Source organism: Marinomonas posidonica IVIA-Po-181, assembly GCF_000214215.1.
Classification (GTDB): domain Bacteria; phylum Pseudomonadota; class Gammaproteobacteria; order Pseudomonadales; family Marinomonadaceae; genus Marinomonas; species Marinomonas posidonica.
Genome location: NC_015559.1, coordinates 553,535 through 579,409, shown reverse-complemented (window position 1 = coordinate 579,409; position 25,875 = coordinate 553,535). Strand labels below are relative to the sequence as shown.

Annotated in this window: 23 protein-coding genes; 11 read left to right on the top strand and 12 right to left on the bottom strand. The window is 44.8% G+C overall.

Annotation, left to right across the window (positions count from 1 at the left end; genetic code table 11):
• Positions 1-6: 6 nt before the first annotated feature.
• Both MAR181_RS02615 and MAR181_RS02610 read right to left on the bottom strand, forming a co-directional pair.
• Entirely contained in the window at positions 7-654 is a 648-nt protein-coding gene (locus tag MAR181_RS02615; protein WP_013795067.1) for a COG3904 family protein, read from the bottom strand.
• 143 nt (positions 655-797) lie between these two features.
• On the bottom strand, positions 798-2,288 hold the full coding sequence (locus MAR181_RS02610) for a CoA-acylating methylmalonate-semialdehyde dehydrogenase (RefSeq protein ID WP_013795066.1): 1,491 nt from the start codon (positions 2,286-2,288) through the stop codon (positions 798-800).
• Positions 2,289-2,465: 177 nt separating this feature from the next.
• On the opposite strand from MAR181_RS02610, the gene MAR181_RS02605 reads away from it, so the two are divergent.
• The 4 genes from MAR181_RS02605 to MAR181_RS02590 all read left to right on the top strand — a co-directional run bounded on the left by MAR181_RS02605 (position 2,466) and on the right by MAR181_RS02590 (position 8,787).
• Positions 2,466-3,374, top strand: coding sequence for a LysR family transcriptional regulator (locus tag MAR181_RS02605; RefSeq protein ID WP_013795065.1), 909 nt, complete (start codon positions 2,466-2,468; stop codon positions 3,372-3,374).
• Positions 3,375-3,526: 152 nt separating this feature from the next.
• A complete protein-coding gene (locus tag MAR181_RS02600; RefSeq protein WP_013795064.1) occupies positions 3,527-4,642 on the top strand; it encodes an efflux RND transporter periplasmic adaptor subunit in 1,116 nt (371 codons plus the stop codon).
• Positions 4,642-7,731, top strand: coding sequence for an efflux RND transporter permease subunit (locus MAR181_RS02595; RefSeq protein ID WP_013795063.1), 3,090 nt, complete (start codon positions 4,642-4,644; stop codon positions 7,729-7,731). The genes MAR181_RS02600 and MAR181_RS02595 overlap by 1 nt, the downstream gene beginning before the upstream one ends.
• Positions 7,732-7,806: 75 nt before the next feature.
• Positions 7,807-8,787 (top strand): LysR family transcriptional regulator, encoded by a 981-nt coding sequence (locus tag MAR181_RS02590; RefSeq protein WP_013795062.1) that lies wholly within the window; start codon positions 7,807-7,809, stop codon positions 8,785-8,787.
• A gap of 15 nt (positions 8,788-8,802) precedes the next feature.
• Here the strand turns inward: MAR181_RS02590 and MAR181_RS02585 are convergent, their stop codons facing one another.
• Positions 8,803-9,027, bottom strand: coding sequence for a DUF1653 domain-containing protein (locus MAR181_RS02585; RefSeq protein WP_013795061.1), 225 nt, complete (start codon positions 9,025-9,027; stop codon positions 8,803-8,805).
• Between the two features lie 147 nt (positions 9,028-9,174).
• Here MAR181_RS02585 and MAR181_RS02580 point away from each other — a divergent pair, with 147 nt between their 5' ends.
• From MAR181_RS02580 to astB, 4 genes are read left to right on the top strand one after another with little or no spacing between them, the layout of a single operon-like run.
• The gene (locus tag MAR181_RS02580; RefSeq protein WP_013795060.1) at positions 9,175-10,206 is read left to right on the top strand and encodes an arginine N-succinyltransferase; all 1,032 of its coding nucleotides are present in this window, start codon (positions 9,175-9,177) and stop codon (positions 10,204-10,206) included.
• A gap of 28 nt (positions 10,207-10,234) precedes the next feature.
• On the top strand, positions 10,235-11,287 hold the full coding sequence (gene astA, locus MAR181_RS02575; RefSeq protein ID WP_013795059.1) for an arginine N-succinyltransferase: 1,053 nt from the start codon (positions 10,235-10,237) through the stop codon (positions 11,285-11,287).
• A gap of 10 nt (positions 11,288-11,297) precedes the next feature.
• A complete protein-coding gene (gene astD, locus MAR181_RS02570) occupies positions 11,298-12,782 on the top strand; it encodes a succinylglutamate-semialdehyde dehydrogenase (protein WP_013795058.1) in 1,485 nt (494 codons plus the stop codon).
• 43 nt (positions 12,783-12,825) lie between these two features.
• Positions 12,826-14,175, top strand: coding sequence for an N-succinylarginine dihydrolase (astB, locus tag MAR181_RS02565; protein WP_013795057.1), 1,350 nt, complete (start codon positions 12,826-12,828; stop codon positions 14,173-14,175).
• Positions 14,176-14,296: 121 nt separating this feature from the next.
• Here astB and MAR181_RS02560 read toward each other — a convergent pair whose 3' ends face one another.
• The 5 genes from MAR181_RS02560 to cbiB form a co-directional block, all read right to left on the bottom strand.
• The gene (locus MAR181_RS02560) at positions 14,297-14,704 is read right to left on the bottom strand and encodes a DUF2914 domain-containing protein (RefSeq protein ID WP_013795056.1); all 408 of its coding nucleotides are present in this window, start codon (positions 14,702-14,704) and stop codon (positions 14,297-14,299) included.
• A gap of 177 nt (positions 14,705-14,881) precedes the next feature.
• Positions 14,882-15,379 (bottom strand): xanthine phosphoribosyltransferase, encoded by a 498-nt coding sequence (gpt, locus tag MAR181_RS02555; RefSeq protein ID WP_013795055.1) that lies wholly within the window; start codon positions 15,377-15,379, stop codon positions 14,882-14,884.
• A 131-nt stretch (positions 15,380-15,510) separates the two neighbouring features.
• Entirely contained in the window at positions 15,511-16,020 is a 510-nt protein-coding gene (gene cobU / locus MAR181_RS02550; RefSeq protein WP_013795054.1) for a bifunctional adenosylcobinamide kinase/adenosylcobinamide-phosphate guanylyltransferase, read from the bottom strand.
• Positions 16,017-17,123, bottom strand: a complete 1,107-nt coding sequence (locus MAR181_RS02545) for an aminotransferase class I/II-fold pyridoxal phosphate-dependent enzyme (protein ID WP_013795053.1) — start codon at positions 17,121-17,123, stop codon at positions 16,017-16,019. Before MAR181_RS02545 ends, cobU begins: the two co-directional genes overlap by 4 nt.
• The gene (gene cbiB / locus MAR181_RS02540; protein ID WP_013795052.1) at positions 17,108-18,067 is read right to left on the bottom strand and encodes an adenosylcobinamide-phosphate synthase CbiB; all 960 of its coding nucleotides are present in this window, start codon (positions 18,065-18,067) and stop codon (positions 17,108-17,110) included. The genes MAR181_RS02545 and cbiB overlap by 16 nt, the downstream gene beginning before the upstream one ends.
• Positions 18,068-18,144: 77 nt before the next feature.
• Here cbiB and MAR181_RS02535 point away from each other — a divergent pair, with 77 nt between their 5' ends.
• Entirely contained in the window at positions 18,145-19,638 is a 1,494-nt protein-coding gene (locus tag MAR181_RS02535) for a cobyric acid synthase (RefSeq protein ID WP_013795051.1), read from the top strand.
• 21 nt (positions 19,639-19,659) lie between these two features.
• Here the strand turns inward: MAR181_RS02535 and galE are convergent, their stop codons facing one another.
• From galE to MAR181_RS02525, 3 genes are read right to left on the bottom strand one after another with little or no spacing between them, the layout of a single operon-like run.
• Positions 19,660-20,580, bottom strand: a complete 921-nt coding sequence (galE, locus tag MAR181_RS02530) for a UDP-glucose 4-epimerase GalE (protein WP_425357350.1) — start codon at positions 20,578-20,580, stop codon at positions 19,660-19,662.
• The gene (locus tag MAR181_RS18720; protein ID WP_425357349.1) at positions 20,516-20,686 is read right to left on the bottom strand and encodes an NAD-dependent epimerase/dehydratase family protein; all 171 of its coding nucleotides are present in this window, start codon (positions 20,684-20,686) and stop codon (positions 20,516-20,518) included. Before MAR181_RS18720 ends, galE begins: the two co-directional genes overlap by 65 nt.
• A gap of 44 nt (positions 20,687-20,730) precedes the next feature.
• Complete coding sequence (locus tag MAR181_RS02525) at positions 20,731-22,101, bottom strand: MATE family efflux transporter (protein WP_013795050.1); 1,371 nt, start codon at positions 22,099-22,101, stop codon at positions 20,731-20,733.
• Between the two features lie 155 nt (positions 22,102-22,256).
• On the opposite strand from MAR181_RS02525, the gene MAR181_RS02520 reads away from it, so the two are divergent.
• Both MAR181_RS02520 and bamJ read left to right on the top strand, forming a co-directional pair.
• Positions 22,257-23,171: a LysO family transporter gene (locus MAR181_RS02520; protein WP_013795049.1), complete on the top strand. Its 915-nt coding sequence runs from the start codon at positions 22,257-22,259 to the stop codon at positions 23,169-23,171.
• A gap of 513 nt (positions 23,172-23,684) precedes the next feature.
• Positions 23,685-24,392 (top strand): BamJ family beta-barrel-assembly machinery protein, encoded by a 708-nt coding sequence (gene bamJ / locus MAR181_RS02515; RefSeq protein ID WP_013795048.1) that lies wholly within the window; start codon positions 23,685-23,687, stop codon positions 24,390-24,392.
• Positions 24,393-24,492: 100 nt separating this feature from the next.
• Here bamJ and MAR181_RS02510 read toward each other — a convergent pair whose 3' ends face one another.
• On the bottom strand, positions 24,493-25,743 hold the full coding sequence (locus MAR181_RS02510) for an O-antigen ligase family protein (protein ID WP_013795047.1): 1,251 nt from the start codon (positions 25,741-25,743) through the stop codon (positions 24,493-24,495).
• Positions 25,744-25,875 lie beyond the last annotated feature (132 nt).

The window sequence follows — 25,875 nt, the reverse complement described above, 5'->3', positions numbered from 1 at the left end:
TATGATTTATTGCGTTGCTAACTGAAGGTCATACACTTCTTCTGGGGACAGAAAATACACTCTATCTGCCGGTGCGGCGGTTAGAGAAAACCAATAAAACCGATCAGGTACGCCCATTTCCAAATAAAAGTTTACGTAAGTCGCGTGGATCGGGTCAGCCACATTGGCACTAGAAGCATTAATACGAGTACCATCAGACCATGCATGAATACCAACACCAGCACCAGCGCCTATGGTTCTCTCAACACCACCTAAGAATAAATCAACTCCGCCTGACAACACATACCCTGTTGGCGCAATATGAGTGTTTAATCCTAAACGTCGAATGAGACGTGCTCCGTCCATCGTCGCTTGTTGATCTGTTGAACCTGGCACATCAACCAGCACTAAATCCGTTACATTTGGATTTTCGGTTAGCAATGCCGTTAATTCCGACACCAAGCTGCTGTCTAACACGCCAGATAAATAAGCCGTATTGTCTTCCACTTCAAAGGATAACGAGTCCGCATCCAATTCACTTTGATCGTCTATGGCGGCGCAAGCGGATAAAGAAAGAACAACAACAAGGGATAGCCACTTCAGCACATTCGATAAAGGCTTTTCGATTTTCATAGCGTACTCAATGAACTCAACATCTAAACTAGCTAATATCATACTAGTTCAAAAAAACACCACTTCCTAGTGAATGACCACCATATTGCTGAAAATCGAAGATTTTTCATAAAAAAAAGACCGCTTACTTATGGAAGCGGTCAAACAAACACATTTCTATCGAATCAGTTAGAAATGTCCTGGGACTAAGAAGGGAACGAAAAGCTCTTCCCTTCACGAACACCTGCAGAAGGCCAACGCTGTGTAATGGTTTTACGCTTAGTATAAAAGCGCACGGCATCTGGACCATATGCATGCAGATCACCAAATAAAGAGCGTTTCCAACCACCAAAACTGTGGTACGCCACTGGCACAGGTAAAGGCACATTAATTCCCACCATGCCAACTTCAATATGGTCGGAGAAATAACGTGCGGCTTCTCCATCACGGGTAAAGATACAAGTACCATTGCCGTATTCATGATCATTAATCAAGGTCATGGCGTTTTCCATGCTATCGACTCGAACGACCTGCAAGACGGGCCCAAAAATTTCTTGCTGATAAGAATCCATTTCTTTAGTCACGCCATCAATTAAAGTCGCACCAACGAAGAAGCCATTCTCATAACCAGCTACTTGCGGGTTACGACCATCAACAACCACAGTCGCACCTTGCTGTTCAGCACTGTTAATAAAACCAACCACTTTATCTTTGTGTTCCTGAGTAATCACTGGACCAAAATCGTTACTTTTATCAGAGCATTCGCCCACTTTTAAGGGAGTCATGGCCTCTTTCATTTTCGCCACTAACTGATCGCCCGCCGCTTGACCAACCGCTACGGCCACCGACAAGGCCATGCAACGCTCACCAGATGAACCAAATGCCGCTCCCAACAACTGACTGACAACGTTATCCATATCCGCATCTGGCATGACAATGGCGTGGTTTTTCGCACCGCCCAATGCCTGACAACGCTTACCATTGGCACTGGCTTTACTGTAAATGTATTCTGCAATCGGCGTGGAGCCGACGAAGCTCACCGCTTTGACACGTTGATCCTCCAACAAAGTATCAACAGCCACCTTATCACCGTTCACGACATTAAAGACGCCCACAGGTAATCCCGCTTCATGCAATAACTCAGCGATAAACAAGGCCGTACTTGGATCACGCTCAGAAGGCTTCAAAACAAAAGTGTTTCCGCACACAATTGCCATCGGGAACATCCACAAAGGCACCATGGCAGGAAAGTTAAAAGGGGTAATCCCCGCGACGACGCCCAGCGGTTGAAATTCACTCCAAGAATCGATGTTTGGACCAACATTCTTGCTAAACTCCCCTTTTAGTAATTCTGGGGCACCACAAGCGTATTCCACATTTTCAATCCCACGTTGCAATTCACCAGCAGCATCATGACAAATCTTGCCATGCTCTGCGCCAATCAATTCGCAAATTCGATCGGCGTGTTTTTCCAGCAAGGCTTTGTAATTAAACATAATGCGAGCTCGCTTCAGAGCCGGCGTATTTCGCCACTCTGGATATGCGGCTTGCGCTACCGCGATAGCTTCTTCTACGGTTCCACGAGGTGCAATCGCCACTTGTTTTGCGACTTCTCCTGTTGCTGGGTTAAACACATCTTGCTTTCGCTCAGCCGTAGAGGAGGCTTTTCCACCAATAAGGTGTCCGATCAATTCCATAACAACTCCATAACCTTGGGTAAAATTTACTTGTGGATTTGATGTTTCAAAAAGTGCGCTATTGACGCTACTATGCCAATGGTAATAGATTATAAAAAGTCGATTTTATTAACCCTTAGTTAAGCTTTAGGTTAACAATAGAATTCACCAAGTGATCACTAAAAAGAGCCGTCATGTATGAAAACCTTCCAAAGTCAAATCAGTGATGCCGACCTTAGGATTTTGCGAATTTACAAAACCGTGGTGGAGTGTGGCGGTTTTTCGGCCGCAGAAGTGGTGCTTAATATCAGCCGAGCTGCCATCAGCATTGCCATTTCAGATTTGGAAACGCGCTTAGGATTTCGACTTTGTCAGCGGGGGCGATCTGGTTTTTCATTAACCAATGAAGGCAGCCAGGTTTATGAGCACACGTTGCAATTATTGTCATCAATTGAAGACTTTCGCACCCACATTAATGCCCTTCACCAACATCTAAAAGGTGAGTTAAACATTGGCATTACCGACAACCTTGTCACTTTGCCTCATACACGCATTACACATTCGCTGGCAGGGTTAAAAGACAAAGGTCCGCAAGTCACAGTGAATATTCGGATGATTCCACCAACGGATGTCGAACGAGGGGTATTAGATGGCGGACTGCATGTTGGCATAGTGCCAGATTTAAAGATCCTTAGCGGCTTGGAATACCATCATTTATACGAAGAAGAATCCAAGCTCTATTGCAGTAACACTCACCCTTTATTCGATATGGATGATCAAAAAATTAGCAAAGCGAAATTGAAGAATTATGATGCCGTGTTGCCAGCTTATGCCCAGACGCCTGAAATCAAAGCCCAACATCAACCTTTACAAGCCAGTGCCACGGCCACAGACCGAGAAGGCGTGGCCTTCCTGATATTAACAGGACGATATATTGGTTTTTTACCGGATCACGTGGCGGCACATTGGGAAAGGGATGGACGAATGCGTTCTATCCTACCGAACGAATGCCGCTACAACACTCAGTTCTCAGCCATTACTCGTAAAGGCGCTAGAACCAACCTAGTACTCGAAACCTTTTTGAAAGAATTAGAGAAAACCGCTTAAAGTGATTCTTCACTGTCCTTAATAAATGCAAAATTATTAGTTGTATTCCAAATATAGTATATCTTTAATATATATTTAAAAATTTATATCGTCATACAAGAGATATAAAATAGATTCATCTAATTATTTTCAATTTATTGACGGAGCAACCAATGACACGCGCAAAGCGACTAAATATGATGATGGGCGTCACCTTAGCGACTTCGCTATTTCTGACGGCTTGCTCATCCGATAACCCTGAAGAAACCAGTGTTGTAAAAGAAATCATCCGACCCGTTAAATTACTGACAATCCAATCGACGAACGCGATCAACATCCGACGTTTTCCAGCTGAATTACAAGCAAGTGAAGAAACAGACATTGCTTTTCGTGTTGGCGGTCAGTTAAAAACCTTAAATATTGTGGCTGGGCAGACAGTAAAAAAAGGGGATTTGCTCGCCTCTCTCGACACCACTGACTTTAAGCTTGAAGTTGAATTAGCTGAAGCCAATCAACGTTTGGCGGAAGCACAATTTAAGCGTATCCAAACCATGTTGAAGCAAAATGCGACGACTAAATCGCAATATGACTCAACTAAGGCGACGTTAGATCAAGCAAACAATGCACTTCAATCCGCTCGTAACCAGCTTAAATACACCAAGGTGTACGCGCCATTTAATGGTGTGATTTCAAATGTAGACACAGAAAATTTCCAGTATGTCAGTGCTGCACAAACCTTAATGCACATGCAAGATATCGAAAACCTGGACGTTGATTTTGAAGTACCAGAAAGTTTGGTCGTTAGCATCAAGGGCACACATTCGGACTACCGTCCTCGTGTTGTTGTTGATGTGGCACCAAAAGAAGTCTTTCATGCTATGTATAAAGAACACAACACCTCACCAAATGCGACCACCATGGCATATGAAGTCACAATGCACTTGATTCGCAACGATGAAAATCAACATACCCTATTGCCTGGTATGACCGCCAACGTCGACATTGATGTGAGTATCCTATTGGGCACAAAACATCATATTACGGTACCAGTTGAAGCGGTATTACGTCATGAAAATACGCAAACAGGTGAAGCCAACAGCACAGTTTGGGTCTTTAATAGTGAAAGCCACAAAGTAGAAGCCCGTGACGTCACATTAGGTGCTTTAGAAGGCAATCAGGTTGAAATAATTGAGGGTCTAAATTCTGGCGAGAAAGTCGTCGCTGCAGGCGTTCACAGCTTAACCGACGGCATGAAAGTACGCCCTTGGACACGTGAGCGAGGCCTATAATGGATATTGCTGCTTATTTTATAAAACGCAAAGTCACCAGCTGGATGGTGACGCTTATTTTGTTAATTGGCGGTGTGATCGCCTTTACCAACTTAGGCCAGCTTGAAGATCCTGCATTCACCATTAAGGACTCTTTAATCATTACCACTTACCCTGGAGCATCACCAGAACAAGTGGAAGAGGAAGTAACCTACCCAATTGAGCGTGAGTTGCAAAACCTGCCTTATGTGGACAAAATCGTGTCTACCTCTAAAGCGGGTTACTCAAAAGTTCAATTAACCATCAAAGACACTTATCGTGCAGAACAGCTAAAGCAAATATGGGACGAAGTTCGTAAGAAAATTCGTGACATTACTGGCAGTTTTCCATCTGGTGTCAACACACCTATCGTATTAGATGATTTCGGTGATGTTTACGGAGTTATGCTGGCCATCCATGGTGAAGGCTATCCCTATAAAGACCTCGAAAACTACGTAGATTATGTAAAGCGTGAGTTAGTCTTGGTAGACGGTGTGGCTAAAGTCACTGTGGCAGCTGAGCAAGACGAACAAATTTCAATTGAGATTTCACGTTCTAAACTGGCCAATATGGGCATTGCTCCTAGCCAATTACAGACGCTTTTATCCAACCAAAACAGTGTCTCTAACGCTGGCCGAGTAAAAGTCGGAAGTGAATATGTTCGTATCAGTCCAACTGGGGAATTCAAGGACATATCTGAGTTAGAAAACCTAATCGTCGGTACGCCAATTGACGGTAATCTGATTCGTTTAAAAGACATCGCGACGATCAAACGCGAATATGTGGAACCGAAAACACACATTGTTGACTTCAATGGCGCACAGTCTTTACTACTCGGTGTCTCTTTCTCTAGCAATGTTAACGTGGTTAAGGTCGGCAATCGCCTTGAAAAACGCATTGACGAATTACAATACCAGCAGCCGGTTGGTATCAGCATGGATCCGATTTATTTCCAGTCAAAAGAAGTCGATCGTTCCGTTGCTAACTTCTTACTAAATCTAGTAGAAGCCGTTGGTATCGTTATTTTAGTCCTTTTGGTCTTCATGGGTATCCGTTCAGGCATCCTCATCGGCATCGTACTCTTGTTGACCATTTTGGGCACCTTTATTGTGATGGATTATTTCCAGATCAACTTACAGCGAATTTCCCTAGGGGGCTTGATCATTGCACTCGGTATGTTGGTGGATAATGCCATTGTGGTCACCGAAGGGGTGCTGATTGGTATGCAGCGTGGCAAGACCAAGCTACAAGCCGCCAGTGACGTGGTAAAACAGACCAAATGGCCTCTACTTGGCGCAACGATTATTGCCATCATCGCTTTCGCACCAATTGGTTTATCACCGGATTCAGTGGGTGAATTCGTCGGGTCATTATTCTACGTATTGCTTATTTCACTGTTCTTGAGCTGGATTACCGCCATCACGCTGACGCCTTTTTTCTGTGATCTTTTCTTCAAAGAACAGATCCAAAAAGCTCAGCAAGAAGGCAACAGCAACTCACCTGAAGCGAATGACCCATACAAGGGCTTTATCTTTATTGGTTATAAATGGCTACTCGACAAAGCCATGCATTATCGCTGGATCACTGTCATTCTATTGATTAGTAGCTTGTTTACTGCAGGTTGGGCATTCCAGTTTGTCAAACAAGAATTTTTTCCGCCTTCTACCACGCCAATGTTCTATATGGACGTTCAAATGCCAGAAGGCACTCATATCGACAGTACCTACGATAAAGTACGTATGATTGAGAAAGAGTTACTAAAAGATGACCGTATTGAATTTGTGACTTCGACCACAGGTCAAGGTACCTTGCGTTTCATGCTCACGTATAACGCGGAACAAACCAACTCCAGTTATGCGCAGTTCATTATTCGCACGAAAACCAAAGAAGACATTCCTGGCTTATTGAAAGACCTGTATTACAAAATGCAGGAAGAATACCCAGAATTGGAAGTGAAACTTCAACGCTTACAATTAGGGCCAGCGAGCGGTGCGAAACTGGAAACCCGCATTAGCGGTCCCGATCCTAAGATGCTGCGTCAATTCAGTGCTCAAATCCAACAGGTGTACCGTGAAGACGGTGGGCTAGAAAGCATCAAAGATGATTGGCGTCAGCCTGTTAAGGTATTACGTCCTATCTTTAATGATGCTCAAGCTCGTCGCCTAGGCATCAGTAAAACCGAATTGGATGAGGTCTTATTGACCAACTTCGCTGGATCGCAAATTGGTCTATACCGTGAAGGCACAGACTTATTGCCCATCGTTCGTAAAGCGCCTGAAAACGAAAGCATGTCGATTGACCAGATCAGTGATCTGCAAATCTACAGCCCAGCGTCTGGCTCTTATGTGACCTTATCAACCTTGGTGTCTGGCTTCGAAACCGTATGGGAAGATCCGATTATAGAGCGCCGCGATCGTAAACGTACTATCACCGTCATGGCCGATCCGAAGATACTTGGTGATGATACCGCCATGTCAATCTTTAATCGTACCAAGGACAAAATCGAAGCAATCAATTTGCCACCGGGCTACGAATTAGAATGGGGTGGTGAATACGAAAGCAGTAGCGATGCACAGGCGAACATTTTCAGTGCCTTGCCAATGGGCTATCTGTTCATGTTCATCATTACGATTCTATTGTTCAACTCAATTCGTGTACCGCTAACGATCTGGTTCTGTGTACCACTGGCGTTAATTGGTGTGTCGACTGGTTTGTTGGTGATGAACTCAGCATTCAGCTTCATGGCGTTACTTGGGTTCTTGAGTCTATCAGGGATGACGGTGAAAAACGGTATCGTACTGGCTGATCAGATCAACTATGAGTTGGAGCAAGGCACAGAGAAATACGAAGCCATCTTCAACTCAGCCGTCAGCCGTGTAAGACCAGTGTGTATGGCTGCCATCACGACCATTCTGGGTATGATTCCATTGCTATTTGATGCTTTCTTTGAAGGCATGGCGGTGGTGATTTCCTTCGGTCTTGGCTTTGCCACTATCTTGACCTTGATCGCAGTACCTGTGTTCTACGCTATGTTGTTCCGAGTGAAATACCGCTCTCACAAGGAATTCTAGTAGAGCATCCACTTACGGAAAAAGCGTCTTGCGATTGTCGCAGGACGCTGTTCCGTCTTAATCATAGAGAAGATTATGCATTTAGACGAAATCTTAAAACTGGATATTAAGCTACTCGTCGCGTTCGTCACCATTATGGAAGAAGGCAGCGTTTCCCGAGCCGCAGAAAGATTGGGCGTCACTCAACCAGCGTTAAGCAAAAGCCTACAAAGACTAAGAGATTTGTTTAAAGACACCTTGTTTACCCGTCAGGCATACGGCTTAACTCCAACGGCAAGGGCCTCAGAATTGCACGATGCAATTCAACCTATTCTCAGCTCGTTATCAGAATTAATGAGCCCGAATTCACTCGATCTTAAAACCTTAGATCGGCGCTTCAAACTGAGAGTAGACGAAGGGGATTTAGAGAATTTTATCGAAGCCTTACTCGCCTCTATGCAATATCAAGCGCCCAACGTTCGATTATCCATTAGCTCTTGGGGCGAATCTCATTTTGAAGAGATCATTTCAGGTAACGCCGACATTGGTATTATGCGTGTCAGTGACACACCAAATAATGTCCGCAGCAAGCTGGTTGGTTACATGAGCGCGTGCATTATTTTGAGTGAAGCTAGCCCATTGTTCAATCAAACGGATGTCTCTGTTGCCGATCTGCTGGCCCATAAAGTCGTCACTCACCATTTGCGCAGTAATCACAGCACGCCCTTCAGCAAAACTGAGCAGAAACTTCGACAACAAGGCCATAATATTCAACCCACACTGGAAACAGACAGTCTCATGGTCGCCATGCAGGCCGTAAAACGAGGTATGGCTCTGGTCACGTCTCGTTCCATTGGGGATTTATTTCTACAACTCATGCGTGAGAAAAATAACTTCTACCCTGTAAAGCTTCTGGAGATTCCACAGGAGATCATTGAGCTGGACGAATACAATGGTCGTTACCCCATCCATATTTGTTGGCACGAACGATTTAATAATGACCTAGCCCATCGCTGGCTGCGTGAAAAAATCATCGCCTTCATGCGTGAATCCCCTTGGATGCATTCACCCACATAAAGCCTATTAGGTTAACTACTTCGCGTTACGAGTGCTGCGAATCCACTCAAAACGCGGAATCTCTTCGCCATTGACTTCCACACTTTCCTGAAACATTTCTTTTGGTCGAGCCCACCAGCCAAATTCACCGTAAAGCGCCTGATAGATGACCAATGCCTCTTCCGTTTCGCTGTGTTTTACCACACGCTCCACCCAGTATTCGGCTCCCTTATAATGCTGATATACCCCTGATTTCACCATTTAATATTCCTCACTATTACCAAAAAACGACCCATTTTAGCCACAATATGGAAAACCAGGTCGCAAATACGAAAAAAACAAACTTACTAAGCTAAGCTAAGTGAGCAATAATCACTCTATTATTTAGTTTAGCTTTTAGGATCCAACATGTACCTCGTTCGACCCGCTGATTTTGCCGATTTACCAGCCTTAGAGCGACTCGCTAAGCAAGCCGGAATTGGGTTCACTAACTTACCGGCCAACCGTGAACGACTCAATGACAAAATTGCGACGTCAAAACGCTCTCTGCAAGCAGACATCATCCAACCTGGAGATGAATCCTACTTGTTTGTGTTAATGGATACTAGACATAATAAAGTCGTTGGTTGTTGTGGTATTGATGCCATGGTAGGAACCGATGCGCCTTTTTACAGCTACCGTATTGATGAGGTCGTACACGCATCACCACAATTGCAAATACACAATCGCATTCCCGCATTGTTCTTATGTCATGATTACAACGGTACCAGTCGATTAATTGCCTTAGTGGTCGACAAAGCACATCAAAATACACTTGCCGTGTCGTTATTATCAAAAGCTCGCCTGTTATTTATTGCGCGCTATCCACAACGTTTCACCAAACGCCTGTTTGCAGAACTAAGAGGCGAAAGCGACAAACAAGGACACTCGCCTTTCTGGGATGCACTGGGCAAACATTTTTTCAGCATGGATTTTAAAAAAGCCGACTATTTATCTGGCGTCAGTAATAAACACTTTATCGCAGACCTCATGCCAAGATACCCAATCTATGTACCAACCTTGCCTGAGAATGCACAGGAAACGATCGGCGTGATCCACGAAGATTCTAGTCAAAGTGCGGATATCTTACTAAATGAAGGATTCGAGTTTCGTGGTTATGTTGATATTTTCGATGCTGGACCAAGTGTCGAAGCACAAACTCACAGCCTGCATACCATCGTCAATCAACAAACAGGGAAAGCTCTGAGTATCAATCCTACTCAGCAAGCCAAGCAGTATCTTATTGCCACAGGACATCTGGAACACTTCCACGTCACTGTGTCCACCGCCGAACCCCAGAGTGCAGGATTAGGTGTCGACCACGCCACATTAGAGCAATTAGACATAAAGGTCGGCAGCCGAATCCAATGGTCTGCACTATCCTTAGCAACAGATAAATAATGCAAAATACAATCACGAGGACACCGTCATGATGGTCATACGCCCTATTCAAGAAGGCGATCTAAAGCCACTTTACCGCCTAACCGAATTAACCGGCATTGGTTTTACCTCCTTGGTCACTGACGAAGCCATGTTGCAAAAAAAAATCGACCGAGCTGTCAAATCTTTTGCTCGAGAAGACATCAATCAGCCTACCGATGAAGACTACTTAATGGTGTTAGAAGACACCACCACAGGTCAAATTGTTGGCACCTGTGGCATGCTCGCGACGGTCGGCTTAGACGAACCTTTTTACAGCTATCACCTTGGCACCATCACCCATGCCTCTCGCGAACTCAATGTACACAATGCGGTTCCGACTTTAATTCTAAATAATGACTTCACCGGCTGCAGTGAAATTTGCACCCTCTTCTTAGAAGAGAGTTACCGCCATTCTAAAAATGGTCAGTTATTGTCCAAATCCCGTTTTATGTTTATGGCGCAATTTCCTCAACGCTTTACACCAAAAATCTTTGCCGAAATGCGCGGGGTCAGTGATGAAAATGGCGTATCGCCATTTTGGGAGAGTCTAGGCCGTCACTTCTTCTCTATTGACTTCAAACAGGCTGACGAGCTCACCGCTCAAGGTAATAAACAGTTCATTGCCGAACTGATGCCAAACAACCCTGTGTATGTCAATTTGCTACCAAAAGAAGCTCGCGAGGTATTAGGGGAAGTTCATAAAAATACCGCGCCGGCCCGTCACTTATTAGAAAAAGAAGGTTTCCGTTACGAAAACTACGTGGACATTTTTGATGGCGGACCAAGCTTAGAAGCTCGAGTACAAGACATTCGCGCCGTTCGAGACAGCCGTTTAAAGAAGGTTGAGATAACAGAGTGTCCAGAAGAACCACAAGCGACTGTGTTTCTGGTTTCAAATACCAAGGTCAAAGCGTTCCGTTGTCTTTTGATTCAACGAAACGTCTCTCGTGAAGGGTCCATTAAATTAACTCAGCAAGAAGCTGACGCACTTTGCCTAACCCACGAAGATCAAATCCGCATAGTAGAACTGTCATCAGATCCTCAACCGAACAACGTCTAGGAGAGAGAGTATGAAACAAGCACACTTTATCAATGGCCAATGGCAAATTGGCGAAGGGCAACCGTTTCAATCAATCGACCCAAGTGATGCAACAAAGGTTTGGCAAGCAAACAGTGCCACAGAACAACAAGTAAACCTTGCTATTCAGGTCGCTCGTCAGGCCTTTCCTAACTGGGCCAATCGACCTCTAGAAGAACGTTTGAGCATCATCGAGCACTTTGTCGAATTATTAAAAACTCACTCTGAAGAGGTCGCTATTCTAATCAGTCGCGAAACTGGCAAGCCCTTGTGGGAAACCCGTACAGAAGTGGCTGCCATGATCGGCAAAGTGGGAATTTCACAGCAAGCTTACCACGATAGAAGCGGCACCAAAGAAACCTCAATGCCGGGAGCCAAAGCAGTCTTACGTCATCGACCTCATGGTGTCGTAGCAGTATTTGGCCCCTATAACTTCCCTGGACACCTACCTAATGGTCACATTGTACCTGCATTGATTGCAGGCAATACACTGGTATTCAAGCCCAGTGAACAAGCCCCAGCAACCTCGGACAAAATTGTCCAGTTGTGGCAACAAGCCGGTATCCCTGATGGCGTGCTAAATCTAGTACAAGGAGAACGGAAGACGGGTATTGCTCTTGCCAATCATCAAGACATTGACGGTTTATTCTTTACTGGCAGTCCAGAAGTCGGCCACTTACTGCATCAAGATTTTGCAGGTCATCCGGGTAAAATTTTAGCTTTAGAGATGGGGGGGAATAACCCTTTGATTGTGTCTGAAAAAGTATCAGATTTGAACGCTGTGACACATGAAATTCTTCAGTCGGCCTTTATTTCAACCGGCCAGCGTTGTACCTGTGCTCGCCGTTTACTGGTGCCAAAAGGCCCACTTGGTGATCAGGTTATCACGCGTCTAGTGAACGCAACCAAAGCCATTGGCATTGATCGTTTTGATGCCGACCCTCAACCTTTTATTGGTCCTTTAGTGTCGGCCAATGCCGCAGAGCATGTTCTTAAAGCATTTCATACTTTACTAGATATGGGAGCAACACCCTTGCTCGAGATGACAAGAGGTGCTCCACAAACAGGCTTTGTAACGCCTGGTATTGTCGACGCGACCAAGATCCAAGATCGACTCCCTGATCAAGAGTATTTTGGCCCTTTGTTGACCGTCATTCGATATGACTCAATGACTCAAGCAATGAACGTTGCCAATAATACGCGTTTTGGCCTCTCGGCTGGACTATTGTCGGATGAGCGAGACGAATATGAATACTTTTTGCAACATAGCCGAGCAGGCATTATTAATTGGAATCGCCAAACAACCGGCGCCTCTAGTGCTGCCCCATTTGGCGGTACCGGTGCCAGTGGCAACCATAGAGCCAGCGCATACTACGCCGCTGACTACTGTGCTTACCCTGTCGCCAGCATTGAAGTAGACGAACTTACAGTGCCAGAAAAGCTCCTTCCTGGCCTAACGCTTCAAACAAATTCATAAACATAATAGCCAAAGTGCTTAATCAGTATCTAAAGAGGTCAACATGAACTCAGCAACCGAAGCCAATTTTGACGGTTTAGTTGGCCCGACACACAACTACAGCGGCCTTTCCTTTGGAAACGTCGCCTCCCTTAAAAACGCCACTCAAGGGTCAAATCCCAAAGCCGCGGCAAAACAAGGTTTGGAGAAAATGAAAGCCCTAGCAGACATGGGCTTCGCACAAGGTATTCTAGCGCCTCACGAGCGCCCTCATCTACCGACCTTACGTCGATTAGGCTTTTCGGGGAGCGATCAGCAAGTGCTGGAAAAAGTAGTAAAACAAGCACCAAAATTGCTTGCCGCTGTCAGCTCGGCCTCTTGTATGTGGACAGCCAATGCGGCGACTGTCTCACCCAGTGGCGACACGCAGGATGGACGCGTTCATTTCACCACAGCAAACTTAGTCAATAAGTTTCATCGCTCTATCGAACATGAAACAACTGCGGCCATTTTACGAGCTAGTTTTGCTGACTCGCAGTATTTTTCCCATCACAACGCTCTCCCCAGCGTTGAGCATTTTGGTGACGAAGGGGCGGCCAATCACACACGTTTTTGTGAGCACTACAACGAAGCCGGCATTGAATTTTTTGTCTATGGTACGAAGGCCTTCGATCAAGCCGCTCCGAGGCCAACATCATTTCCCGCACGTCAAACTTTGGAAGCCTCACAAGCGGTTGCAAGAGCGCATGGATTATCGCCTCAGCAAGTGGTTTACGCACAGCAAAACCCAGATGTTATTGACGCCGGCGTATTCCATAATGATGTGATCGCGGTCGGCAATCGCAATGCACATTTTTACCATCAGCAAGCCTTTCTTGATACAGCGCAAATGAAACAAGATTTGCTCACTGCTTGGGGAGACAGAACCAGTCCATTTCACTTCATTGAAGTACCAAGCGACGCCGTTTCAGTACAAGACTGCATTCAGTCATATTTGTTTAATAGTCAGCTCCTCAGTCGCGGTGACGATAACATGGTGTTGATTGTGCCTGGTGAATGCCAAGCCAATCCAAATGTCTGGCGCTATCTTCAATCATTAGTTGAATCAAACGCCCCAATTCAAGAAGTGAAAGTATTCGATCTTAAACAAAGTATGAGTAACGGTGGTGGCCCTGCTTGCTTACGACTAAGAGTGGCGCTCACCAAAGCTGAGCGCCAAGCAGTCAATCCTGCAATTTGGATGAATGACGAACAGTTCATTCAACTGAATCAATGGGTTGATCGTCATTACCGTGATCGTTTAGTGGAAGCAGACTTGGCCGACCCACAACTCTTAATCGAAAGCCGCACGGCACTGGATGAATTGACGCAATTATTGAACTTGGGCAGCATTTACCCTTTCCAGAAAATCTAAGGTCTGTCCACTAATAATAACGAGAAAGCATAAAGCCCATTCATGTCTTCATGAATGGGCTTTATGGGGAAACCTGAGGACCAATAACACTGGAACAAAATGGGGATATTCTTCGTTTACACTATTCGTCATCGACATAATCAAAAGAATGACTCTCGATCACTTCACCGTCTTGCACGACGTCGACACGCCATTTACCATCAAACCCCGGCATCAAACGTTTACTAGACCAAACACGCCAACGATCTCCACCGATTTCAAAAGACACTTCAGCCATGTCTTCACCATCTAGTGTCCAATGGTGAGATACCTTGCTACCAGACATGTCTCGTAGATCAGTAAAAAAATACACGCGTTGAATCGCACCGTATTCCACTTTAACGACTTTGCCTATGTCATCAATCGGCTCACGGTCTATAACATCCGTTGCGAACTGCGCTCGAGCCACAATGGCTTCCGCGTAAAGAGGAAGTGCCGCTAAGCCTGAAAAAATAGCAACCAACACCAGTCGGATTAACCTAATACTCATTTTCAACATCCTATAAGAGTTATAAAGCAGGTCAGAAATGACAGATTGCATCGGTCATGTTTTCTGTAAAACATACTTTAAAGGTAGCTTATAAAACGAGAAGAAAAACGAGAGATTTGTGTAAATTTATAAACCCTCGTTTTTATTTCATGAATTCAATAAGATAGGAAGATAAATTTATATTGGCTGACGGTCTGCCAGAGGTGTGGAGAAGGTGTATTCCATGTCCCAAGGGAATCGAATCCAAGTGTCTTGACTCACTTCCGTTACGAAGGTATCCACTAATGGCTTACCAGCTGGCTTGGCATAAATAGTAGCAAAGTGTGCTTTAGGTAACATTTCACGAACCTTCGCCGCCGTACGACCAGTGTCCACTAGGTCGTCGATTAGAATGAAACCTTCGCCATCTCCTTCCACGCCTTTTAACACATTTAAGTCACCTTGTTTCATCGCCGCACCACCATCTTCATCAGCACCATAACTAACGACACAAATAGTATCAATTAGGCGAATATCCATCTCACGGCACAAGATGGCCGCAGGTACTAAACCACCGCGAGTAATCGCAATAATGCCTTTCCAAGGGCCTTGCTCAAGCAAACGCCAAGACAAAGCACGTGCATTTCTATGCAGCTCTTCCCAAGAAACAGGAAAATCTTTTGAATAAGGGGTCATCAAGGCTCCTATGCTTTCAAGCTATCGTAATTAAAAACTAATAAATCGTCTTAAGGAAAACAACCTGTACATAAACAGTATGCACAGAGAAACAGCATTCAAAGATCGATTTTAAGGTATTGGAAGGCATGCTATTTTAATGGCATTGGCAGCCCGGCTGCAACAAAAGTTACCCGATCGGTCAATTTAGCCAATGATTGGTTCAGCATTCCTGCTTCATCCGCAAAGCGTCTGGCCAATGCATTCATCGGCATGATGCCCAAACCGACTTCACTGGATACCAGCACCAAATCCCCTTGAAATTGCTTTACGGCGTTTAATAGTGATTGACGCTCTCTCTCAAACGCTTGATCGTCCTCTAGGCACAAAAGGTTGCTTAGCCACAGACTAAAGCATTCCACAATCACGGCTTGCTGGACATTATTGAGACGGTTGAGCGTCTCTGCCAGTGCAATCGGTTCTTCAATCAGCTGCCATTGTGCAGGACGATTCAATTTATGTCGCTCAACCCGTTGCGCCATTTCATCATCCCAAACTTGAGACGTCGCCACATAACAAACAGGTTTGCCAGTTTCAGCAACCAAATCTTGGGCAAAGGCACTTTTGCCACTGCGAACGCCTCCCAGTACCAAATGCTTCATGCTAAATCACGCCCCCCTGCCCCTTTTAATAATTGTATCAACAAGGCATCTAATGTCTCTATTTCAGACATAGCAGGCATTGCTACCCGTATCCAACCGTCACCTAAACGCGTGTGCACCCCCACCTCATGCAACATAGCAAACACCTGTTCTGCATAACCTTGACCTGACAGTCGCCAAGTCACAAACAAAGGATGCAAGGTATAATCTTGTGAGTCGAATATGGTATGGAACTTAGGCAGCACTTTTTCAACAAAGTAAGTCTGACGAGCCAGTAAATTGCGCTTTGCTACCAACTGCCATGCTTGATCTTGCAACGCCAAGTCCACTAGATGCAAACTGGCACTGGCCACAGGCCAAGGCCCGATTAAGTTATTCAAGCTTTGCTGCCAGTCTGGATGACAAAAAACGAAGCCAACTCTTGCACCAGCTAAACCAAAAAATTTACCCACTGAACGCAACACAAACAAAGAATCAAAACCATGCTCACCGTCGATTTGTTCATCCAATCGGCTTAGTAGACTGAACTCAGGCTGAACATCAATGAACGCCTCATCAACAACAAACCAAGCATGCTGTTTTTGCGCGTGTGCTAGTACCTTCAAAGCCAATTCAGAATCCGTCCACTCCCCAGTCGGGTTATTTGGATTCACTAAAACAGCCACCGTCCAAGTCTGTTCGAGTAACTCACTCAAATTGTCATAATAAGCCAGTTCAAATCCCCATTTTTGCCAGACAAAAGCGTGTTCTTGGTAACCGACTCTAGGGACAAAGACACGATTGGACAAGGTACTTTCTGAGGAAAGCTGTTCACGCTTCAAGATGGGTAAGGCTTCGATTATTTGTTGACTACCCGACGCAATCACAGTGGGACAAACACCATAATACGACCGTGCCGACTGCATTAACGCCGCCTGATCTGGCAACGCCATCCAAAGGGATTTGGGAAAATCAGGAATTGGCCAAGGTTCGCGATTACAAGCAGAAGACAAATCCAACCAAGACAAAGCCTGATCACCTTCTTGTCTTTGCCAGCACTCTAAATCCCCACCATGCGGCAAACTGGCCACATCCAAATTGGCTTTATTTAAAACAGCAGACATATGACAAATCCCCACAAATACACGCTTCTGTCCACCAGCTCAACGGCTCGTACCAGGTCTTTGGGTTGAGCTTGCTCCCCTTCCCCTAAAATCGGGCGCTCTTCCATTTTGCCAAAATAGGCCGCACTTCCACCAACTTGGATACCTAACGCACCCGCACCTGAAGCCATTACTGGGCCAGCATTAGGACTTTTCCAACTGGCGGAGGGGCGACGAGCAGAACGCAACGCCGCATGCCATTCACCACAGGCTCCATAGGTAAAAACCACCAATCGCGCTGGCAAATAATTCAACACATCATCGAAACGCGCGGCAAACCAACCAAAGTGAATAAAGGTGTTATTTTTGTAACCCCACATAGCATCCAATGTATTGGCAAGTCGATAGAGCAAAATCCCCGGCACACCGGCAATCACAAACCAAAATATCGGCGCAAAAATGGCATCACTACCGTTTTCTAACACAGACTCAATACCCGCTTTGGCAATCTCTTCTTCACCTAGGTTTTGTGTGTCACGACTCACAATATAACCGACCGCTTGTCGTGCTTGCTGTAACCCAGACGAATCGCCTTGGGATGCTTTCTGCAATGGCTCAGCAATGGCAAACGCATGTTCTCTTAAACTTTGCCAACCAATAGCAAAATACACAATCAACACCGCAAGACTGCGGTCTAACCAAGTCGGTAACAGCCAAAACAAGGCATATAAAACCAATAACCAAGGTATCACCGCCAACCCCCAAGCAAATACTCCCGCTCGTTTCTGTTGCCCAGCCTTAGCAGTTTGAGGCGCCATAGTATATTGGCGCACAAGATCCACCCATCGCCCGAACCAAACCAGTGGGTGCCATGATTTAGGCTCACCAATTAATCGGTCCAGCAGCAGAGCAATGATTAAAATAAGGGCATTCGTCGATATAAAGTCAAAAATTGAAGTCATCATGAATATTGGTCGTTTTTCAGTGATCGAAACATTGGGTAGAATTCTAACACCTTATTGATTTAAAACGTGATGACTTCATGCCTGCCTTTAGCTTAATGGTCCAAGGGACAACCTCTGATGCTGGAAAAAGCACCCTAGTGACAGCGCTATGCCGACTCTTGGTAAAACGCCAGCTCTCGGTTGTGCCTTTCAAACCACAAAACATGGCACTCAACAGCGCAGTCACCCAAGATGGCCATGAAATCGGCCGAGCTCAAGCCGTACAAGCTCAGGCAGCTCACTTGGCCCCCCATGTGGACATGAACCCCATTCTGCTCAAGCCCAACACAGACACTGGCGCCCAAGTCATCATTCAAGGCAAAGCCGTGGGCAATATGAATGCGGTCGGATATCACCAATACAAAAGCATCGCCAAACAGGCCGCCTTGGATTCCTACCATCGCCTTGCTGAACAATATCAAGCGGTATTAATAGAAGGGGCTGGCAGCCCAGCCGAGATCAACCTACGCGCTCGTGATATTGCCAACATGGGCTTTGCGGAAAGCATTGATTGCCCCGTTATCATCATTGCCGACATAGACAAAGGCGGTGTCTTTGCGCATCTAGTCGGCACATTAGACCTGCTTAGCCAAAGTGAGCAAGACAGGGTGATTGGTTTTGTGATTAACCGTTTTCGTGGCGACATCAGCCTATTGCAGCCTGGGCTCGACTGGTTAAAAGAACATACTGGCAAACCTGTATTAGGGGTCTTACCTTATCTGACAGGCTTTCATTTAGAGTCGGAAGACGCCGTGGCTCAGAGCCCCATCAAGGACCATTCGACAGATAAACTGCAAGTGGTCATTCCCGTCATGCCTCGAACTAGTAATCATACCGATTGGGACGCCCTGCGCTTGCACCCAGAGGTACAAGTGACATTAGTGGGTGCCAATGAGCCAATCCCTCCCGCTGACCTAGTGATTTTACCCGGCAGCAAAAGCGTACAAAGTGATCTGGCCTTTCTTCGTCAACAAGGCTGGGAAAACTATTTGCAGAAACACCTTAGATACGGCGGTAAAGTCATTGGTATCTGCGGCGGCTTCCAAATGCTCGGAGAACACCTATCGGATCCCCTTGGGCTAGAAAACCAAACACCGGGCACACAAACCAATGGCTTTGGCTTCATCCCCATGACAACCGTCTTAAAAGAGGAAAAACAACTTAAGCAACAACAAGGCAAGCTAATACAGGGACAAGCTCAGATCACAGGCTATGAAATTCACTCAGGTGTTTCTCAATTCACCCAAGCTCATGACCCCTTGATCGAACTGGATAATGGCGAAGCGGAAGGTTATCGATCTGTCGATGGGCAAATCATCGGTACTTACTTACATGGTTTGTTTGATCATACTGGTGCCTTAAACGCCTTGTTAGAATGGGCCGGACACACTCAAAGCAAAGCATTTGATTATCGCCAACACAGAGAGAGCGAAATTGAGCGACTGGCCAACCGCGTTGAACAACATATGGACATAGATCAACTCATTGAGCAATGTCGCAGGTTCAACATTCAATCAGCTTGCCCACTCTAATGTCAGCGTACTAAAGGTAGGTTAAGAGTCACCAAAACCATTGGGGTTTTGACTTTGCCATCTCCATGCGTCTCGGCACATGTCTTCTAAGGTTAATTCGACTTCCCAACCCAATTCGGCTTTAGCTTTGTCTGCATTCGCGTAAAACTCGGCGATATCGCCAGCTCGTCTGGCTTCAATTGAATAAGCAATGTCTTTACCAGAAGCTTTTTCAAATGCCTTTAACACGTCCAATACACTATCACCTTTTCCAGCCCCCAAGTTATAGGCTTCAATGCTCGCCGATTGTTGTTCCTCTAGCTTCTGAAGCGCTTTAATGTGACCCAATGCTAAATCCACCACATGGATGTAATCTCGCACGCCGGTGCCGTCGTGAGTCGGATAATCCCCACCGAATACACTCAGTTTTTCACGCTTGCCGACGGCAACTTGAGCAATGAAAGGCATGAGATTATTTGGAATGCCATTTGGATCTTCACCAATTAAACCACTTGGATGAGCACCAACAGGATTAAAATAGCGCAACAAGGACACATTCCATCTTGGATCCGAGACAAAAGCATCTTGTAAAAATTGCTCAATCATCACCTTGGTACGACCATATGGACTTGTTGAGCTTAAAGGAAAATGCTCCACATAAGGAATCGGGTTATGTTCACCATAAACCGTAGCGGAAGAACTGAAAACAAGATTAAAGACATGATGTTTCACCATCACCTCTAACAACAGCAAGGTGCTGGTCAGATTATTGTGGTAATAGGTGATTGGAATTTGTGTGGATTCCCCTACCGCTTTTAGCCCGGCAAAATGAATAACAGCATCGATACTGTGTTGCTCAAAAATAGCGTCAATGGCTGACTGATCAAGCAGATCCGCTTCATAAAAAAATAACCGATTGATTGGTAATGGTTTGGATACGATTAAAGACTTCAGGATTGGCATTACATAGGTTATCCACTACAACGACCTCATACCCTTGCAGCAACAATTCCACACAAGTATGACTACCTATAAACCCCGCACCACCTGTAACTAAAATCTGTTTCATACCATATTTCCTAGCACTTAAATCAAAATACTTAAATCACAAGACTAAGCCACTTCCCGCGGCGATGAAATTCGTTTGCCCTTGTAACGTTTTAAAACGTAATGAAAACGTAATATTAAAATACTCGCTAACAAGATCAGGCCTGCGCCTAAACCAATGTAAAACCCCCGCAGGGATAATGTCTCTGACCAAGGACTATAATGCGATAGCCAAAAGCCAAGTGGTATGCTCAATCCAAACAAGGATACCCCAAAGGCAATCATCGAAGAACGAGTATCCCTGAAACCACGCAAAGCCCCCGTAAATGTCGCTTGCAGCATATCAGGTAACTGGTAACAAGAAGAAATCAATAAGATGCTGGCCGCCAGTGCAACAACGTCATCATTACTGCTGTAGAGGTAGGGAATCTGTTCGTTAAACGTCTGCGTAATAGCAAAGCAACCGCCAACATAGCCTAAACCGAGCAATACAATCACTCGCAGACGTTTCATCACTCCGTCCACGCCCTCTTTTGACATGGCCTTTGCAACCACAATGGCAGTTACCGCGCTCATGGCCATCACTGGCGTAAACAAAAATGAGGTATACGACATGACGATCTGACCGCTACCCAATGCCAAATCCCCAAAAGACGAAATCAACCAGGTCATCGAGGAAAACAAGCCAACCTCAAACGCAAAGGCAAAACCGGCAGGCATTCCCACATTCAGCAAGATGCCAAACTGACGAACATAACGCCATACCAATCGCGTAAAGAGAGGCTGCTTATTTAAGAACTTGTCATACACCACAAAAAAGAACACCGCCAAGTACAGAGATAAACAAGAAGCAATAGCCGCCCCTTTTGCCCCCATTTCAGGAAAACCAAATCGCCCAAAAATCAGCACATAGTTAAAAAGAATATTCAATAATAAGCCCGCACTTGCCACCATCAAAGGGAAACTAGGACGGCCAGCCGCTTCGAACAAGTTTTTATAGGCTGTCATCAATGCCAACATAGGCAATGCAGGTGCGAAGATGTACAGATAAGTGACCGAGACCTCTCGGGTTTCTGGCTCAGTCGCCATCATACGAGCAAAATGTGGCAGCAGGAAAACCGTCAGTAAAATCGCCACAACCCCTAAGGCGATTGATAAACCAACGGCTTGAGACATGTATAAGTTAATCAGCTTTGGCTGACGACCATGTAGATGTCGTGTAACCAGCGGTGTCAGACCAAACGTCGCGCCAATCAAAAAACACCCAATGGGCATCCACAAACTCGAGGCAAGCCCGACAGCGGCCAGATGCAAGGCATCGTAATGTCCCAGCATGATCGTATCCACGACACTGATCGACAGCTCAAGCGTCATCGTCAGAACCATTGGAAACAGCAAGTGCAACACTTCTTTTAATACCGCAAAACGTTTCACCACAGGTGTAAAGTCCAAACAACCAAAATAAAGCCGCTAATCTAACACCAAGCCCATGACATTGCATCAAAAGCAACCATCATCCGCCTTGAATTCTGTGCCTATTCTCGACAAAATAGCGCCTCTTTGTATTTACCTCTGTCTTGGATGACATCAGTATGACAATGCTCACTACATTAGGTCCTCTTCTTATCACTTTGCTTTTCGGCTATTGGATTCATCTCAAACCTTTTACACCAGAACGTGTCGCGAAATGGCTTGAACAACTTGTTTACTTGATCCTAGGGCTAATTGGTTTCAGCCTTGGGTCACTTGATAACCTCATTGAAAAGCTATTGATTGCGGGTTATCAAGCTGTCATCTTAATTTTGCTAGTCAGTAGCCTCAGTCTTTTAGGGCTTTATGTCAGCGGAAAATGCTTTAATAAACACACTGAAAATAACCCTGAAGAAATTGCTTCAGCCAGTCTAAAACAAGCCTTGATGGACGCATTAAAAACCATTAGCTGGGTCATTGGTGGAGTGGTGCTTGGTATTGTCGGGAAAAACTGGACATTACACATAGACGAATACGTAACTTGGTTGCTGTACTTTCTGTTGTTTTTAATCGGTTGCCAATTACGACAAGGCAACTATCGATTACGCAAACTCTTTCTGAATAGCCAAGGGGTGATCATCGCCCTAGTCACAATAGTAACGACCTTATTCGCTGGTTGGCTTAGCAGCTTTATTCTAGACTTAAACTGGTATCAGGGACTGGCAGTTGTATCAGGGTTTGGTTGGTACAGCTTATCAGGCATACTCATCACGGGATTAGGGGATCCGGTGCTTGGCACCACGGCCTTCTTATTGGATTTAAGCCGCGAAATCGTCGCTCTGATGTTCATCCCCTTTTTAGCCCGTATCAACAGTCATTTATCGGTTGGCTATTCTGGCGCCACAGCCATGGATTTCACCCTACCCATGTTAGGCAAATTCCATGGTTCACAAATCGTCCCTGTGTGCATTGCCAGTGGCTTTATCATGAGCGTTTTAGTACCCGTATTGATTCCGCTTTTTCTTGGGATGAATTAAATAGTACGTATGAATGAGATAGTGGGACCGAATCAAATAGCGGAGATGTGAATTGAATTTTCAAGAAACTCACCGCTTCGTTATCTGTTGACCAAATAAAGCGTCAGAAAACCGTCAAGAGCAGAATGTAAAGAAACCGGCTTTCGCAAACACTGTCATGCTTTTGTAAAAGCGATTGTTTCACTATATGAACGAGGATTAATCTCACTCTGCGTCTTGTGTTTTGTGGAACCAATCAGTCTTTTGGGACTCAAACAAAGTGTGCAGGTGAAGGGGTCGCTTTGGTAAAGTGAAACACATAAAATTGGCTTAAGTAGTCAATCTTATGTTAGAACACTTATGTAACAAAAGAGCGACGGATCTGATTTTGCAAAGCACAAGGCGTATATTGCACTTTCTGCTTTGTCGTCAACTTGTCAATCTACTGGCACAAAAAAACAGTATTAAAATTGAGCTCCGTCTTAAAAACTGACTCCTCTCAGTGATAATTAATTAAACAATGGAACACTTTTTATGAAGAAAACTCTAATCGCGACCTTGATAATGTCCTCTGTTGCTTTTGCATACGCAGACGACCATAAAGACACTAGCCCAGCTACTTTAGATTCTAAAGAACAAAAATTAGGCTACAGCTTGGGCACCATGCTTGGTACGCGTATGTCACAAAATTTCTCTGACTTAGATGTCAAAAGCTTCGTAGCGGGTTTTGAAGATGCAACGGCGGACAAAGAGCTTCAAATGACCATGGAAGAAGTGACCCAAACCATCCAAGCCTATCAGCAAGAAGAAATGGAAAAAGCACAGCTAGCTCAACAAAAAGTAGCAGAAGAGGCAAAAGCCGCATCAGAAGCTTGGTTGAAAGAAAAAGAAGCGGAAGATAGCGTACAGAAAACAGAATCTGGCTTACTGTATAAAGTCATCACCACCGGTGAGGGTGAGAAACCAGCGGCAACAGATACGGTAAAAGTAGATTATGAAGGCACCCTAATGGATGGTTCCGTCTTTGACAGTTCTTACCAACGCGGTGAAGCGATTACTTTCCCACTAAACGGCGTGATTCCTGGCTGGACTGAAGGTCTACAGCTTATGCCGGTTGGTTCAAAATACGAACTATACATCCCAGCTGACCTAGCCTACGGCCCAGGTGGCACAGGACCCATTCCACCAAACGCTGCCCTTAAGTTTGTAGTTGAATTGCATGGTATTGAAAAGGCTGAATAAGAAGTCTCTTCAAATATAACGTGACTTGAATAAAAAAACGCTGATTGATTCAATCAGCGTTTTTTTTATTGTTTATACAAAATGTAGTACACCTAGAAAATTAAGCCACAGAAGCTTTAGCTAAACTTTCCCGCTCTGCCCAACGCAAGGCTGCCCAGAAATAAACAATAGGAAAAGCGTACATCATCACACCTATACTATGACTGAACATAGATTGAGATAGGGCAAAATCCATATAACACATCGGAACGAGGGCCCCAGCCATAGCATAAGAACGAATATTCCAGTCATCTTGATGCTCTTTCATTTTACCTAAAAACAATTTCAATGGGACGAGATACACCAACATCAAAGCAATAAAACCTAAGATCCCTGTTAAGCCTAACGAATTTAGGTATTCATTATGGGCATGTGAAAACATTAATACCTTTTCTGAGACAACCCCATCTCGAATCAAGCCTTGCTTAAAAGAATAACTCCCATATTCACCGACACCAACCATAGGTGATGCCTCAAACATTTTGATAGCCCCTTTCCACATTTCAAATCTCAAGCCAACTGAAGAGTTTTTATCGATTCCTTGATCATAGCGAGTAATATCATTCAATGCTTGGTTAATACGACCTTCAACACCTGTCTGAGGAACAAAATAAACTGTAAAAAACGCAACTAAAATAGACAAAGCAATTTTTAAAAGTCGTTTTTTTCCCAATAGAAAACGACTATTCCAAAGCAAAAAAAGCCCGACTAAAGGAAGTGCAACCCACCCTCCTCTTGAAGCCGACATAACCGAAGCCGCTACACCACAAACACACCCCAACGATGACAAAACAGTCCAGACAATGCTCTTTTTACTATAAAAATATAAAGCGCAAACAAAACTTAACATGCCCAACATCATCGCTATATTTCCAAACATGATCGGATGCTCATTACCATGAGCTCGACCCAACCCAAGGTACATGCGCTCATACACACCGAGAATAGCGGCACTTATCGCCCCTATAACCACCCCATAAAACATCCACTCCCTTGGACCATTTAATCGCATTAATAACAACGCAATAGGTAATACCAGAATAAAGCGAGAAGGACGATCCAGCTCACGTATATGAAACCCGTCTAAATAGACAAAAAAGAACATAAGCAAACCATAAACAGCAAATGTAAATATCAGTTGTACGTCACTTTTATCTACGTCTGACTTTGGATCGCGCACAAATAGGAAAATCATCCCTAGTAAGAAGATTAAAGTAGCGCCTATGTTATAACCCGATGGATAGCTAAGAGAAATGGCAAAAGTCAAAGCAGCCAAGAACCAAACACAAAAATGAAAAAGCTTATCTAGCATATACAAAGACCTTAAATAAAATGTAATAATCGATTTTGTTTTTGAAGAAAAACACACAACATTTCACCAAAACCAAGATTGCAGCAATTGAAAATCGACACATGTGTCATAAACATTACATTATACCGAACA

Excerpts from the sequence above, each read along its gene's own strand:
- cbiB (WP_013795052.1), bottom strand. The coding sequence starts at position 18,067 with ATGATGACTTCAATTTTTGACTTTATATCGACGAATGCCCTTATTTTA.
- astB (WP_013795057.1), top strand. The coding sequence starts at position 12,826 with ATGAACTCAGCAACCGAAGCCAATTTTGACGGTTTAGTTGGCCCGACA.
- astD (WP_013795058.1), top strand. The coding sequence starts at position 11,298 with ATGAAACAAGCACACTTTATCAATGGCCAATGGCAAATTGGCGAAGGG.
- MAR181_RS02585 (WP_013795061.1), bottom strand. The coding sequence starts at position 9,027 with ATGGTGAAATCAGGGGTATATCAGCATTATAAGGGAGCCGAATACTGG.
- MAR181_RS18720 (WP_425357349.1), bottom strand. The coding sequence starts at position 20,686 with ATGAAACAGATTTTAGTTACAGGTGGTGCGGGGTTTATAGGTAGTCAT.
- MAR181_RS02605 (WP_013795065.1), top strand. The coding sequence starts at position 2,466 with ATGAAAACCTTCCAAAGTCAAATCAGTGATGCCGACCTTAGGATTTTG.
- MAR181_RS02560 (WP_013795056.1), bottom strand. The coding sequence starts at position 14,704 with ATGAGTATTAGGTTAATCCGACTGGTGTTGGTTGCTATTTTTTCAGGC.
- MAR181_RS02590 (WP_013795062.1), top strand. The coding sequence starts at position 7,807 with ATGCATTTAGACGAAATCTTAAAACTGGATATTAAGCTACTCGTCGCG.
- MAR181_RS02595 (WP_013795063.1), top strand. The coding sequence starts at position 4,642 with ATGGATATTGCTGCTTATTTTATAAAACGCAAAGTCACCAGCTGGATG.
- MAR181_RS02535 (WP_013795051.1), top strand. The coding sequence starts at position 18,145 with ATGCCTGCCTTTAGCTTAATGGTCCAAGGGACAACCTCTGATGCTGGA.
- MAR181_RS02545 (WP_013795053.1), bottom strand. The coding sequence starts at position 17,123 with ATGTCTGCTGTTTTAAATAAAGCCAATTTGGATGTGGCCAGTTTGCCG.
- MAR181_RS02600 (WP_013795064.1), top strand. The coding sequence starts at position 3,527 with ATGACACGCGCAAAGCGACTAAATATGATGATGGGCGTCACCTTAGCG.
- gpt (WP_013795055.1), bottom strand. The coding sequence starts at position 15,379 with ATGACCCCTTATTCAAAAGATTTTCCTGTTTCTTGGGAAGAGCTGCAT.
- MAR181_RS02520 (WP_013795049.1), top strand. The coding sequence starts at position 22,257 with ATGACAATGCTCACTACATTAGGTCCTCTTCTTATCACTTTGCTTTTC.
- MAR181_RS02580 (WP_013795060.1), top strand. The coding sequence starts at position 9,175 with ATGTACCTCGTTCGACCCGCTGATTTTGCCGATTTACCAGCCTTAGAG.
- galE (WP_425357350.1), bottom strand. The coding sequence starts at position 20,580 with ATGCCAATCCTGAAGTCTTTAATCGTATCCAAACCATTACCAATCAAT.
- MAR181_RS02510 (WP_013795047.1), bottom strand. The coding sequence starts at position 25,743 with ATGCTAGATAAGCTTTTTCATTTTTGTGTTTGGTTCTTGGCTGCTTTG.
- MAR181_RS02615 (WP_013795067.1), bottom strand. The coding sequence starts at position 654 with ATGATATTAGCTAGTTTAGATGTTGAGTTCATTGAGTACGCTATGAAA.
- astA (WP_013795059.1), top strand. The coding sequence starts at position 10,235 with ATGATGGTCATACGCCCTATTCAAGAAGGCGATCTAAAGCCACTTTAC.
- MAR181_RS02610 (WP_013795066.1), bottom strand. The coding sequence starts at position 2,288 with ATGGAATTGATCGGACACCTTATTGGTGGAAAAGCCTCCTCTACGGCT.
- bamJ (WP_013795048.1), top strand. The coding sequence starts at position 23,685 with ATGAAGAAAACTCTAATCGCGACCTTGATAATGTCCTCTGTTGCTTTT.
- cobU (WP_013795054.1), bottom strand. The coding sequence starts at position 16,020 with ATGAAGCATTTGGTACTGGGAGGCGTTCGCAGTGGCAAAAGTGCCTTT.